Origin of the sequence: Paenibacillus sp. FSL R7-0026, assembly GCF_038004485.1 — a bacterium.
GTDB classification, from domain to species: Bacteria; Bacillota; Bacilli; order Paenibacillales; family Paenibacillaceae; genus Paenibacillus; species Paenibacillus xylanexedens_A.
In genome coordinates this window covers 100,503-114,254 of sequence record NZ_JBBORG010000001.1, presented here as the reverse complement: position 1 = coordinate 114,254, position 13,752 = coordinate 100,503, and the positions used below count along the sequence as shown (strand labels likewise).

Genomic DNA, 13,752 nt, shown 5'->3' with positions numbered 1-13,752 from the left:
TGCGTCACCTATAACCCCTAATTGTATTGAACAATTGGAAATTCACTTCGGATGAAAATTCATAATTATTCAGATCAATGAATACAATTAATGCACAAGCAAAAGACCCCCAACCGAAATTTCCGGTCAAGGGGCCTTTTGCTTTTTTTCTTTTATACTGTGTTGAAAGACCTGCCTTAGGCGAGTGCTTCTTTCAATTCATCTGGAGAAGCATTCCACCATTCCTCGTTGTGTGAGATCAGCAGTGTCTTAAGTGCAGCTCGAGCTTCAGGTCCAAGCTCATCCAGCATGAACCGACGCTTCAAGGCATAATCCATGCGATTCACATGTTCCGCCAGCAGTTTCCATCCACGTCTTGCTTCCGTATCAATCCACATCTCACATGCCGTTGCTCCACCATAGAGTTGGCCTTCCTCCGTGCGATCGACAGCTACCCACACCAGCCATACCTGGCGTCCGTTGGGCACATCTTCACGATTGGTAGAGAACTTGATATTGCGTTCCACTTTGCTCTTCGCATGCATCGCACCGATATCGATTTTGGCTTCGCCATTATCAATAATGACCGGGGAAAGGTTATTCAGCTCAATGGAGCCTGCACCGAAGCCTTTATGCTTGCTTTTTGCACTAACGATATTCAAGGCAATCTGTTTTTTGCCGTTTTGCTCGTTTTGGTCCATGTTTATAACCTCCAAGGGTTGATACAAATATTTTAACTAATAATTACCCCATTGCAAACATATACATGCTGTAGATGCTTGTCAACGGGAGGTATTTAACGATGATTCCACGACGCGCCAAGAGCTGGCTCACTGCATCCCTGGCCCTGTGTGTACTTGCCGGAGGGATATGGATCACTCTGGGTTATAATCGCTCAACTCATTCCGAATTGCCAGTACTCGCCCCCGAATCGGGCAAGCCCAAGGCAATAGCCCCAACGCCAGCACCTCCAGAAAGTGTACAGACCCCTACTGCCGAAGTGTACAGCAACCGTGTTGTGGAATATCACATGGATGTAAAACTGGTCGAAGGGAATGTACTGGAAGGGACTCAGACGATTACCTGGACACATCCAGGTAAAAAAACCGTCAGCGAGCTTTACTTTCATATGTATCCCAACGCCTTCTCTTCTGCTGACACCACCTTTATGAAGGAATCCGGTGGAAAGCTTCGGGGTGATGTCATGCCTACCAATGGTTATGGCTCCATGAACATTACCGAAATGAAAACGGAGGACGGGCTCTCTCTGCTGCACCGGATGCAGTATGTGCAACCAGATGACGGAAATATCAAGGACACCACCCTCATTAAAGTACGCCTGCCCAAACCCGTCAAAGGCGGGGAAAGTATCACACTCCACACCCGATTTGAAGTGAATCTGCCAAAGATTTTTGCCCGGATGGGAACTGCTGATCATTTTGTCATGGCAGGTCAATGGTTTCCCAAATTAAGTGCCTATGAACCTGTGGGCAGACGTGGACGAACAACGGAAGGCTGGAATCTGCACCAGTACCATGGCAATTCAGAGTTTTACGCTGACTTCGGTATATATAGTGTACGTATTCGGGTGCCCGAAACATACAAAGTTGCTGCTACCGGATTTCCGACGCAGCAAGCCGTGGTGAAGAATGGAGAAAAGGTCTATCAATTCTATGCCGATGATGTGCATGATTTCGCCTGGGCAGCCTCACCCGATTTTGTGTACGCCGAGGAACCCTTCTCTGCACCCAATGTGCCTGGTGTACGAATCAAGTTATATCTGGACCCAGCTCATCAGGATCTGAAAGAACGTTATTTCTACGCCGCGAAGGCCGCTCTAGCCAATTATAGCAAATGGTTTGGCCCATATCCTTATGCTACCTTATCCATCGTAGTTCCACCCAAAGCGGGGAACGGCGCTGGAGGTATGGAATACCCTACGCTAGTTACAGCCTTTGGAGCCGATGACACCACGCCAGGTTATGACCTGGAACGAACCGTAGTCCACGAGATCGGACACCAGTACTTCTACGGCATGGTTGCTAGCAACGAATTCGAGGAAGCCTGGCTGGATGAGGGGTTCACCTCTTATGCAGAAGACAAACTGATGGAGCAGGAATACGGATTGATTCCGAATCTGCCGGTACAATCGGGACTGATTACGTCTCCTTCATCTTTAACACAAGAATCCTGGAAGTTCGATTCACAGAATGAGTATGCAGCCAATGTCTATACACGTGGCAAACTTGTATTGCTTGGTATCGAACATCAAGTCGGCACAAAAAAGATGGAACGCATTCTCTCTACCTATGTGAAGAAGTACCGTTTCAAACATCCCACTTCGGCTGATTTTCAGAAAATTGTGGAACAAGTGACCCGCACTTCCTGGTCTGATTATTTTGACCAATATGTCTATGGTAACGGGATGGCTGACTTTGCTGTAGAGAAGATTCGTGTTACGCCCGTACAGAAAGATGGGCAAACATTGTACGAGTCATCCGTGACGATAGCGAAAAAAGGCAGTGACTACAGCGCCGTTCCTGTTCGCATTGCTTTTGAAGACGGGCATATCCTCACCAAGCAATGGAATGGCAAAGAAGATCGCATCACGTATAAATTAACTCACACATCCCCCGTATCCTGGGCCATGACCGATCCCCTGTACTCGATCGTGCTGGAGAACCGCCATATGAACAATTTCCTGAAATCCGGACTGGATGAGCAGACGAAGTCCCGCTGGAGCATGAGTGTAACCAAACTAATAGAAGCCATATTCGGAGGTCTGTCATGGTGAGGTGGAAACGGTGAAAGCGAAAATACGTGAAGGCTGGTTTCTCGTCCGTCAGCATATGTTCATTGCCGCACTCTTATTTCTCTATCAACTCATTTGGGGATATTTCTTCTATCGAATGGTACAATCGGCTGTCATCCCACTGCTCCTGCGCTATCCAGATGCTGATGCAGGGGAGCTGAGTACACTTTTGTTCAAAATGGAAAGTCAACTTAACCTGTCTACCCATCCGGAGGTTCATCGTTATCTATGGATTCTCGGGGGCATGCTGCTGGTTCGCATGTTGATCAGCCCCCTCATTCAGGCAGGACTGCTCTACTCACTTCAGCACTTTAATTCTACAGAAGAGCGCATCCCCTTTGTCCGCGGAATCAAAAATCTGTGGAAACCGATGCTGCTGCTCCACACCATACGTACATTATTGATACTTCTGCCCGCCTACTGGCTCATACCGAAGCTCTACTCGATTCTCATGGACGGATTTCATTCCCTTCAATTACTTTTGCCTGGTATACCTTATGTTGCTGCCTGGATTGTATATGGTTGGATCATCCACCATGTCATACTCTACATGCAGTTCGGTGTTTCGGCACCAGAAGGAGAAGGCGGGGCTCACGGTACCCTCAAAGCACTCTGGATTGCACTGCGTCATCTCATCGCTGTAATCGGCATTGCACTCCTACTGGGTGGAGTACACTTGCTCGTCTTTGGGGCATTCACTACAGTCTCATGGTTATTAACGGGACTGACCGGACTTATACTACAACAGACGTATCCACTTGCCAGATGTCTATTGAGTCTGTGGAAAATATGCAGCCATTTCCGATTATGGCAGTCCAAAATATCCAAAGGTGAGAGCCGATAGTTTAAAAATTGTTACCATCACATGTTAAACTCATGGCCTAATATGTACTTATAAATAGGCAAACCTCAACCTTTCCCCGTCAAAGGTCGAGGTTTTTTTTGCTAAATTTGTTGCTAAACGTTGCCAAAGCCGTACTCCTCTGTTACAATAATCGCAGTGAGTTTTTAGTAACAACTTTGTAATCTTTACATTCATATTTGTAACTACTTAAAATTAAATCGTCATTTCTTGATTTCGCAGGTGCATAACTAGCATAGCCAAATTCCTGGCACCTGGGAAGCGGGGGAACCAGTTATGGGTGAATTGATCTTGCTACAGAGGGATCATAGGGGACCTTCAACCGAATCCTTAAGCTAACCTCGCAGGCGTTGGAAGGGGAATATCTCTTGTTCAAGAAGAAATTAACCGCAGCTGTACTTAGCATCACATTCGCTTTATCGCTTGGTGCAGGTAGCGCATTCGCAGATTCAAAGATGGACACAGTAATTGATTCAGCAATGGGAACTACATACAAAAGTGGGGGAACAACGCTTAACGGCTTTGACTGCTCCGGATTTACACGGTATGTATTCGACAAGTTGGGTATTGATTTGGCACGCCAATCCAGTTCCCAATTCGACATGGGCGATTCCGTATCCCGCATGGAAATGAGAGCTGGCGATCTGGTGTTCTTTAATACAACGGGTAAAGGCGTATCTCATGTAGGTATCTTTGTAGGGGATGGAAAGTTCGCACACTCCTCTTCTTCCAAAGGCGTTACGATCAGTGCATTGAGTGAAAACTATTGGGCCAATCGTTATGTTGGCGCGAAACGGATTATGAGCACGGACGCATATGAATCACTGGCCCTTGACTAGGGACAAGCTGAGCAACATGATGCTGTAACCATTAACCATACTGGAACGAAGCAAGAAGCATAACAGAACCGCCCGGTACATTCTCCGCAGGAATGTATCCGGCGGTTTTTTTGTGCTTCAATCCTTATTCATGTTGCAAGTTATACTCGGGGTATATCCTGCGACATCAACAGGTTCATTTTGCGTTCGTTCGTCCGTGCCCTTATGATGTTTTTACCCATCCCGTTATAATATAAACGAAATTACCGGAACTTTTGTTTCATTTTTTTTCTTGGGAAGGAAGACTTGCTAAATGAACATCACTTTTGTAGAGTGGACAAAGAGTTCTGTTTCAAGGAAAGGAGCATGCAGGTGTATGAAGGAAACCCCTGTAACGTTTCACGTTGTACCCATGCGAGAAGAACATGCGGAGCTTATCTGCAGTTGGCAGTATGATCCGCCTTACAATATTTACAGCTGGCTCCCCTGGAAGCAGATGAAAGCTCTGGAAGTGGAATTCGGAGATGCACAGCTGCGGCAGGAGCAATATGCGATCGTCCTGGATCAGAACGATCGCATATGTGGGTTTGCTCAATACTTCCCACTTCAAGGGGTAACCCGGATTGGCCTTGGCATGCATCCAGAGCTGTGTGGTCAGGGTCAAGGGACAGCTTTTGTCACTGCCATTGTACAGGAAGCTATTCGCCGAAATCCCACGAATGAGATTGATCTGGAAGTACTCACTTGGAATGCTCGTGCCATTCAAGTCTATCTGAAGAGTGGATTTGTCACCCAGGATACATACGAACGACAGACCCCAAGCGGCTTGAAGCCCTTTCACTGTATGGTTTACGAAGGGCCTCGCGGTTAGAATCCATTGCAAAACAACTAAATTTGCCCCTTGTTATGTGATTAGTTCAAAAAATTCCCACAAAATGCTATGATGTCAGTACAGGTTCCGTTATAATGATATGGATAGTTTCAGGTTAGATGATCTTTCATTCTGGAGGGGACATAAGGGATGCACAAATGGATCATGAGCGGAGTATTTTTTGCAGCATGCGCTTTAGCTATTGTTTTAATGTTTACGCTTCCAGGGAAAGAAGAAGTGGCTGAAGAAGCCAAGCCAACCATGCCGGAAGTAACATTGGATGCCGGACAAGCTGAAGCACTGGTCAAAGCCAATTGTATCTCCTGTCACGGGGATCAGCTTCAAGGTGGCGTAGGACCTGCTCTGGCTAACATCGGCAGCCAGGATGATCTGGAGAAGATCTATTCTACGATTGTCAAAGGTAAAGGTGGCATGCCTTCCTTCAAAGGCAAGCTGCAGGATGAAGAGATTGCAAATATCGCCATGTGGCTGTCAGAGAAGAAATAATCTCTCTCTGCACACGCATAACAAAGAGGCGCTTAATTCCCTTTTGGGAGAATAAGAGCCTCTTTGTTGTACCAATTATTAAGCCTCTGCGGCATGCTCAGCCAGAAAGGCCTCAACTTCACGTGCGGACGGCATCCCGGACTGGGCGCCGAGCTTCGTCACGGATAACGCGGCCGCACCCATGGCAAAGCCTACGGCCGCGTCCAAAGTCTCACCGCGCGCGAGGGCTACTGCCAGCGCGCCGTTGAAGCAATCGCCAGCGCCGGTCGTATCGACGGCGCTTACGGCGTAGCCGGGCGCACGGCAATCGCCGGCACGCCCTGCTTGTACGCGGCCACCAGGCGCCGCCGCGTACACAGCCCCCTCGGGGCCGAGCGTCGTGACGACAGCGGCCCCGAGAGATGCGGCGAGCTCTGCGACCGCCGCATCCAGGTCTTCCGGCCGGAGATGATCCCGGCCGGTAAGCACGGCAAGCTCGCTGCGGTTCGGCGTGACAACGTCGACGCACCGCAGGAGCTCCTGGGGCAGACCCGGCACCGCGGGAGCCGGGTTGAGCACCACCAGTGCGCTGCCTTCAGCCGCCAGTTGGGCGGCGCGGGTAACCGCTGGCAGCGGGATCTCCAGCTGTAGCAGCACCGCTGCGGCTGCAGTCAGGCTTTTTACCGTATCCGCCTCTTCCAGCATCTCAGGCACCACTTGCCCATTCGCACCAGGAATAACGATAATCCGGTTGTCTCCCCGAGAGAGCCAGATGGAAGCCGTCCCTGTAACCGTGTCTTCCAATATGCGAACCTGCGAGGCATCTGCACCACTTTCCGTCAGACTGTGCAGCAGACGTTCGCCAAAACCGTCCGATCCCACCGCACCAATCATCGTCGTCTGTCCACCCAGACGCGCAGCGGCAACAGCCTGGTTGGCCCCTTTGCCACCAGCGAGATAATGCAGCTCCTCACCGCTCACCGTCTCTCCCTCTTCCGGAATCGTGTCTGTCTTCACCACAAGATCCATATTGAGACTGCCTACGACAGCAATAAGAGGTTGTTTCTGATTATAGTCTGACATGTATGGTTCACTCACTTCTGGCCGCGCGATAATAACCGACCTCGTTATTGCGACCTCATTTTGTCATAAGCTTCGTTATATTGCCCTGCTTCCTTGATATCTACAGATGTGATACCACCCGCATCCCATGATGTGAGACGCAGCGTAACCGTTGTATAATCAATCGTAATAAAAGGATGATGATTGAATGCTTCCGAGATCGCAGCGACCTCATCCACAAATGCAACCCCTTTCATGTAGTTGGAGAACACGAATTTACGTACAATCCACCGTCCCTCTTCCAGTTCCCAGCCTTCCAGCCTCCCCAGATGAGCTTCGACTTCCTCTTGCGAAAAAACCATGCGTTATCTTCCTCCCCATAGGATGGTACATTACAGACATGCGTCCGTATAACCACCGACACCTTCGGTGCGATCAACAGCAACCTCAAAGGCCAGGCTCACCGCCATGCGGTTGGCCCATTTCACGACTAACATCTTACCACGGACAAGCTTCAAAATCCAATCAACTACATGGCATAGAACCAATAACCATAAGGCTTTGAGGGTAATTCCAATTCCATTTACACCCCTGAAAATGCATGTAAACACACTAAATTAAAGGTACAAATGTCAGCTCTTCTTCCCCGATCAAAATATGAATGCGGTGCTGTTCCTTATCATGGATGACCACGCCACTTCCAACCGGAATAACGGACTCCTCGCCCAGCGCATAGAACAAATCCTCCGCCAACGCCTCATCCACTTCAAGTTGGTCAGATGCAGCCAGTCTCTCCCACTCTTCCGCGTCCATTTCAAAGAAAACATACCGATCCGGTATGCGTCCGATTGCCGTTGTCAGATCTGTCAAAATTCCTTCATAATCCCGTCCATGCTTTACGCCCATTGGCTTTTCACTCCTATTCGGCCCCTAAGGAGCGGATTTGATCTTATTATACCTGAAAATAGCCCTTAAAAAAAAAGGCCTTCTGGTCGATAAATACATATATGACCGTTTTAACTGTTTTAGCAACCTTAAGGAATGCCTTAACATTGAACGGATTGCGGCCAAAAATTCGTCCGGAAGCCCGAATACAGCCGCTTGAAAGGATTCAATTTTATCTCATGGATGAGGTGTATGATGAACATTTCAACGATTATTGGACTAGTTTTTGGGCTGGTCTCCCTTGTACTCGGTATGTTCCTGAAGGGTGCGCCCTTAATCAACCTGGTTAACAATCCGGCAGCCTACGTTATTATCTTTGTTGGTACAGCAGGAACTATCTTTATCGCATTTCCAATGTCTGAAGTTAAGAAAATCCCTAAGCTTTTCGGGATTATTTTCAAAAATCAAGTACTTATTGATCGAGTGTCTCTGATCGGCACGTTTATGGATTGGGCTTCCACTACCCGTCGTGAAGGTTTGCTTGCACTGGAATCAAAAGTAGAAGAGATTGACGATCAGTTCCTTCGTGGCGGTATGCGTATGATTATCGACGGCAACGATCAGGAATTTGTAAGTGATGTACTGATGGAAGATATTCATGCTACAGAGGAGCGCCACCGTGGCGGTGCCTTGATCTTCGCTCAAGCGGGGATGTACGCGCCAACGCTCGGGGTTCTCGGGGCCGTTGTAGGTCTCATCGCAGCACTTGCCGATCTCAGTGACATGGAGAAACTCTCCCATGCGATTGCGGCAGCATTTATCGCAACACTCCTTGGTATATTTAGTGGTTACGTGTTATGGCACCCGATGTCTAACAAGCTGAAGCGGATGTCCAAGCAAGAAATGGAGATCAAGCTGATGATGGTTGAAGGATTGTTATCCATACAGTCTGGTGTATCCACCATTGCCATCAACCAAAAGTTATCCGTATTCCTGACACCTTCCGAACGTAAACAACTGGAAGAGAAGGAGGGATCATCAGGTGAAAAAGGCTAAAAAGCACGAACCACATGAAGAACATATAGACGAGAGCTGGTTGCTTCCCTATTCTGACTTGATGACCTTGTTGCTTGCCCTGTTTATCACGTTGTTCTCCATGAGTTCACTCGATGCAGCCAAGTTCGAGCAGATGGCTTCCGCACTAAGCAGTGCATTGAATGGAGGCTCCGGTGTTCTGGATCATACGTCCATGAATCCGGATACGCCAGGTGCCGATCTGGGTAAGAACAAACAGGAACCTACAGAAATCACCAAGAAAACACCAGCTCAGATAACGGATGCACAGATGGCTCAAAAAGAGCAGGAAGATCTGGAGAAGCTCAAGAAACGGCTTGACCAGTATATCTCGAAGAACGGACTTTCGGACCAGCTGAACACCAAGCTGAATCAATCTGAATTGAAGATCACCATCAGTGATAACGCCCTGTTCTCCTCAGGCCGAGCAGATGTGAAGCCAGAATCACGATCCCTGGCCAAAGCAATCTCAAGCATGCTGCAGGAGTTCCCTGAATATGAAGTGGTTGTATCCGGGCATACCGATAATATTCCCATTTCGAACAACCAATATAAGGATAACTGGGATCTGAGTGCAGACCGTGCGCTCAACTTCCTGAAAATCCTGTTGCTGAACACGCAATTGGACCCTTCCAAATTCACACCAAGTGGTTATGGAGAGTATCACCCGGTTGCCAGCAATGACACCAATACCGGACGGGCACAGAATCGCCGTGTAGAGGTTTCTATCATTCGGAAGTATCAAAGTAACAATACCAATGTAAAAGCCGTTGGCGGAGGAAACTAGAGGCCTGCAGCGATTCATTAACCAAAGACCGTTCTCCTTGTACCTGGAGAACGGTCTTTTGGGTTTATATAAGGCTTATGCTTGGTTTATCTCTACATTTTTTCACGCTATTTTGGAAGATTCACCTGTCATCATTGACCCTATACCAAAAAGCCCTGCACTCCCTTACGGAAAGCAGAGCTTAATCGGTTAAATTACTCGAACTCGAATCAACTATTCCAGTGAATAGTCCAACAGACCGCCCAGCTCCGCTTTTTCAGCAGGGGTAAGCTCTCTCCATGAACCTGTCGCCATTTCTCCAAGATGGATGTTCATGATCCGAATACGCTTCAACTTACGAACCTCGTAACCAAAGGCACTACACATCCGCCGAATCTGACGGTTCTTTCCTTCAGTCAGGATGATACGGAATACTCGATCCGTCATCCGGGTCACTGTACAAGGCAGGGTCATTTCACCCAGGATCTTCACCCCAGTGCTCATACCTCTAAGGAAACTCGGGGTTACAGATCGATCAACAGTAACGATATACTCTTTCTCATGGCGCCCTTCTGATCTAAGAATCCGGTTAACGATATCACCATCATTGGTCATCAGGATCAAACCTTCTGAGTCCTTATCCAGACGTCCAATAGGAAAGATACGTTCATCGTGCCCGACAAAATCAACGATATTCCCCTGAATATGCTGCTCAGTTGTACTTGTGATCCCGATCGGTTTATTCAGCGCGATATATACGTGTTTTCTCTTTTCCTTGATCGGCTTGCCATTGATTCGTACATCGTCGCCTTCTTCTGCCTGACTGCCCAGTTCAGCCTTAACTCCATTAATGGTTACCTGACCACTATCCACCAACTTGTCGGCTTCACGCCGGGAGCAATAACCTGTTTCACTAATAAATTTATTAATACGCAAAAGGTAATCTCACCTCATCTATTTCTCTTCATCTGTAAGTGGTTGATCCGTTACCTGATCTACCTCAATAACATCCGGTTGTTGCTCAGATGCAGGCAGTTCAATAATAACCGTTGTTCCCTTGTTCATGACGCTTTTAATATCCATCATGCCCTTATGTGATTGAATAATGCGCTGACTGACCATCAGGCCAAGCCCTGTTCCAGACTCTTTATTCGTAAAGAAAGGCTCCCCAAGCTTGGGCATCATCTCTTCCGGGATACCAATGCCTTCATCCCTGATCTCAATTCTGACGCGTTTCGACTGCTCGTCATGCTTGAGCTTGATATGGATGTTTCCTCCATTTGGCATGGCCTCCATACCATTTTTCAGCAAATTGATGAATACCTGCTTCAATTGGTTCTCTTCACAGTGTACCATAGCCGAATCGGATGAGGCACGCAGTACAAATTCTACACCATGCAGATGCGCCTGACTATCCAATAACGAGATGACATCACCAAGAATAAAACGAATATCCCGATTCTGAAAATGAACCGCCTGCGGTTTCGCCAGAATCAGAAATTCACCAACAATAAGGTTGATTCGATCCAGCTCCGATAACATCAGATCCAGATGACGATGATTCAGCTTGTTGCTCTCTTGCTGTAACTGTAGGAATCCGCGCAGCGTGGTCAGTGGATTACGAATCTCATGTGCCACACCTGCTGCAAGCTGGCCCACGGTTGTTAGCTTCTCAGAACGTCTGAGCAGCTCTTCCATCCGATTACGGCTTGTAATGTCCCTGGAGACACTAATGAGCGCGGTAATCTCTCCAGCCTCGTCTCGTACCGGAGCCGTACTGACACTGACCTCTACTCGGGTCCCGTCTTTCTTCATCCAGGTAGTTTCGTTGGACGTAATGGACATCCCCTCAACGAGTTGGGCATGCTGACGTTTCATTTCTTCTTCTGCCTCTGGCGGGATGATCTTCAGATTACGACCTTCCACCTCACGACTTCGAAAGCCATATAATTGTTCAAATGCGCGGTTAACCCGCAGCACTTTTCCTTCAAGATCCGTAATGTGAATGGCATCCGCTGTCTGATTGATAATGGACTCCAGATGTTCTTTCACCGCCCGATTCTCTTCATACATCTGTTTCAGACGACTCGTATAATGGCCCAGATTACGAATCATGGCATTAATACGATTGGCCAGTTGGCCAAGTTCATCTTTCCTCTTTACTTTCAGACGGAAATCAAAGTGCCCATCCGCTACATCATTCACTTTGCCCAGTATGGATTGGATCGGACGTGTGATGTACCCTGCGAGCAGATAGCTGCCAAAGATCACAATCTCCAGCAAAACCAACGATATGGAGGCATGGCTCACCAACTGTTCAGATACCATGGAGGATATTTGCTTATAGTCCATGACAATACTGATCACATAGGAAGACTGATTGGGTGTGAAAATGGGAATAAAACTCTTCAGTACCTTCTGTTCGTGCGTTTCACTGACAAAAGATACATTTTGCCCTGTTCGAATGGCGCGCACCACAGCACGATGATCCTCATCCGTAGAACCATACTGGTATGTACCAAAACGAATCGGTCTGTTATTCAACTTGCTAAAGTTCGAATCTCTTCCGTCATCACCCATGTTCGGGCTGCCAAAAGTTAACGGATTGATGCCTGTAATCTCCAGAATGGAGGGATTGACCTCACGAATTTTATTTAAAATCTCATCCGGACTAGAGATTTTCACATAGTCATCAACTTCCGTATTATTATAGAAGGGATTGATTATGTAGTTTCTCTTTCCATCATGGTAGTAACCCCAAATATCAATATCCGAAGGACTGGATGTCGAGTATTCGAATCCATCTGACCAGAAATGCTCCAACTTCTGCCCTTGGGGAATCGTCACCTGTTGTTTTTCAAACAATTGCTTAAAGGCCTGATACCAATAAGTCATGGATTTGGTGGACAGCCCGATTTCTCTCGGATCTGAGGAGCGGCTAACAACGATGTCATCATCCGTCTGCTCCATTAACGAAATATGTGAGACGCCGACCTTTTGGCTCAAGCGTACAAGTTCTTCATTTGTGATATTATTAATATCCGGGTCCAATTCTTCCGCTGCCATGACAGCAGCAAGCCACAGATTGTTTCCAATCTGCCGTTTTACATAATCCGAACTGTATTGATTCTGTTCGACAGCAATTGCAATCTGCTTTGCAGTGAGCACCATCTTGGTTTCACTGTCCTGCCTCAGATTCTCTTCTGTAGTATAATAACTCAGTGCGATATTCAACACTAAAATAACGAGCACTGAGCACGACATAATCATGGATAATTTCGTTTTAATAGACAAGTTTTTTTGTTCACCTCTCGGCTTGTACCCTCTGGCGATATATGGCAAAACCTATCTCCATCATAACGCTTGTATGTCTTTTTGAAAAGGATAATTGACCTGTGTCCAAAAGTTACCGAATGACTGAAAAGCTCGAAATTCGTTGTTTTTTGCATTTTCGAACTCTACAATGAAATTAATCACTATATTTATCCACATACCCACAGGCTTGTGGATAGTTTGTTTATAACTATGTGAGCAACTACACGGTTATCCACAATTCTATACACAACATGTTAACAACCCGAATATTTGTTCGCTGAATAAACGATTTTGGAAGGAGTTATATAGTAATGAATGACCATTCTCTCCAGCCCGATCTTGGGAATTTATCTGAAGAGGCTCAACATGAGCATTGGATGCGAGAGGCCATTGCTGAGGCCTACAAAGCTGAGGCTCTTGGGGAAGTGCCGATTGGAGCTGTAATCGTACAAAATAACCAAATTATTGGTCGGGGATACAATCTGCGTGAAACTACACTGGATTCCACCGCCCATGCAGAGATGGTGGCTATTCGTCAGGCCAGCGAGACCATCGGAGCTTGGCGTTTGTTGGATTGTTCTCTGTACGTCACATTGGAACCTTGTCCAATGTGTGCAGGTGCAATTGTACAATCCAGGGTCCCTCGCGTCATCTATGGTACGGCTGATCCCAAGGCGGGCTGTGCAGGTACACTGATGAACCTGCTACAGGAGCCTCGTTTTAACCATCGCACCGAGGTGATCCCGGATATCCTTCAGCCCGAATGCTCTACGATGCTAACTCAATTTTTCAGAAGTCTGCGCCAAAAGTTAAAGTAGTCAC

The 13,752-nt window shown here is 47.3% G+C and carries 14 protein-coding genes and 1 riboswitch; of the genes, 8 read left to right on the top strand and 6 right to left on the bottom strand.

What is annotated here, in order from left to right; all coding sequences use genetic code 11:
* Window positions 1-176: 176 nt before the first annotated feature.
* Window positions 177-680 carry a YwhD family protein gene (locus MKY44_RS00540; RefSeq protein WP_341005701.1) on the bottom strand — a complete coding sequence of 168 codons (504 nt, stop codon included), beginning with the start codon at window positions 678-680 and terminating at the stop codon, window positions 177-179.
* 101 nt (window positions 681-781) lie between these two features.
* Here MKY44_RS00540 and MKY44_RS00535 point away from each other — a divergent pair, with 101 nt between their 5' ends.
* From MKY44_RS00535 to MKY44_RS00515, 5 genes are all read left to right on the top strand, one after another.
* Window positions 782-2,773: a M1 family metallopeptidase gene (locus MKY44_RS00535; RefSeq protein ID WP_341005700.1), complete on the top strand. Its 1,992-nt coding sequence runs from the start codon at window positions 782-784 to the stop codon at window positions 2,771-2,773.
* A 10-nt stretch (window positions 2,774-2,783) separates the two neighbouring features.
* Window positions 2,784-3,635 (top strand): hypothetical protein, encoded by an 852-nt coding sequence (locus MKY44_RS00530; protein WP_341005699.1) that lies wholly within the window; start codon window positions 2,784-2,786, stop codon window positions 3,633-3,635.
* Between the two features lie 245 nt (window positions 3,636-3,880).
* Window positions 3,881-4,018, top strand: a riboswitch (cyclic di-AMP (ydaO/yuaA leader).
* 3 nt (window positions 4,019-4,021) lie between these two features.
* On the top strand, window positions 4,022-4,492 hold the full coding sequence (locus MKY44_RS00525; RefSeq protein ID WP_036607285.1) for a C40 family peptidase: 471 nt from the start codon (window positions 4,022-4,024) through the stop codon (window positions 4,490-4,492).
* Between the two features lie 355 nt (window positions 4,493-4,847).
* Window positions 4,848-5,342, top strand: a complete 495-nt coding sequence (locus MKY44_RS00520; protein WP_341005698.1) for a GNAT family N-acetyltransferase — start codon at window positions 4,848-4,850, stop codon at window positions 5,340-5,342.
* A 150-nt stretch (window positions 5,343-5,492) separates the two neighbouring features.
* Window positions 5,493-5,849, top strand: a complete 357-nt coding sequence (locus tag MKY44_RS00515; protein ID WP_036607288.1) for a c-type cytochrome — start codon at window positions 5,493-5,495, stop codon at window positions 5,847-5,849.
* A gap of 78 nt (window positions 5,850-5,927) precedes the next feature.
* Here MKY44_RS00515 and rbsK read toward each other — a convergent pair whose 3' ends face one another.
* The 3 genes from rbsK to MKY44_RS00500 all read right to left on the bottom strand — a co-directional run bounded on the left by rbsK (window position 5,928) and on the right by MKY44_RS00500 (window position 7,796).
* Entirely contained in the window at window positions 5,928-6,911 is a 984-nt protein-coding gene (rbsK, locus tag MKY44_RS00510; RefSeq protein ID WP_341005697.1) for a ribokinase, read from the bottom strand.
* 44 nt (window positions 6,912-6,955) lie between these two features.
* Complete coding sequence (locus MKY44_RS00505; RefSeq protein WP_341005696.1) at window positions 6,956-7,252, bottom strand: 4a-hydroxytetrahydrobiopterin dehydratase; 297 nt, start codon at window positions 7,250-7,252, stop codon at window positions 6,956-6,958.
* A 250-nt stretch (window positions 7,253-7,502) separates the two neighbouring features.
* Window positions 7,503-7,796, bottom strand: coding sequence for a hypothetical protein (locus MKY44_RS00500; RefSeq protein ID WP_074092938.1), 294 nt, complete (start codon window positions 7,794-7,796; stop codon window positions 7,503-7,505).
* Window positions 7,797-8,030: 234 nt separating this feature from the next.
* Between MKY44_RS00500 and motA the strand changes: the two genes are divergently transcribed.
* Together motA and motB are read left to right on the top strand one after the other, a co-directional pair.
* Window positions 8,031-8,831 (top strand): flagellar motor stator protein MotA, encoded by an 801-nt coding sequence (motA, locus tag MKY44_RS00495; RefSeq protein WP_017691317.1) that lies wholly within the window; start codon window positions 8,031-8,033, stop codon window positions 8,829-8,831.
* Entirely contained in the window at window positions 8,818-9,636 is an 819-nt protein-coding gene (motB, locus tag MKY44_RS00490; RefSeq protein WP_341005695.1) for a flagellar motor protein MotB, read from the top strand. Before motA ends, motB begins: the two co-directional genes overlap by 14 nt.
* A 213-nt stretch (window positions 9,637-9,849) precedes the next feature.
* Here motB and rluF read toward each other — a convergent pair whose 3' ends face one another.
* Window positions 9,850-10,551 carry a 23S rRNA pseudouridine(2604) synthase RluF gene (rluF, locus tag MKY44_RS00485; protein ID WP_036607293.1) on the bottom strand — a complete coding sequence of 234 codons (702 nt, stop codon included), beginning with the start codon at window positions 10,549-10,551 and terminating at the stop codon, window positions 9,850-9,852.
* Between the two features lie 18 nt (window positions 10,552-10,569).
* Window positions 10,570-12,909 (bottom strand): ATP-binding protein, encoded by a 2,340-nt coding sequence (locus tag MKY44_RS00480; RefSeq protein ID WP_341005694.1) that lies wholly within the window; start codon window positions 12,907-12,909, stop codon window positions 10,570-10,572.
* Between the two features lie 332 nt (window positions 12,910-13,241).
* Between MKY44_RS00480 and tadA the strand changes: the two genes are divergently transcribed.
* A complete protein-coding gene (gene tadA, locus MKY44_RS00475) occupies window positions 13,242-13,748 on the top strand; it encodes a tRNA adenosine(34) deaminase TadA (RefSeq protein ID WP_341005693.1) in 507 nt (168 codons plus the stop codon).
* Window positions 13,749-13,752: the final 4 nt, after the last annotated feature.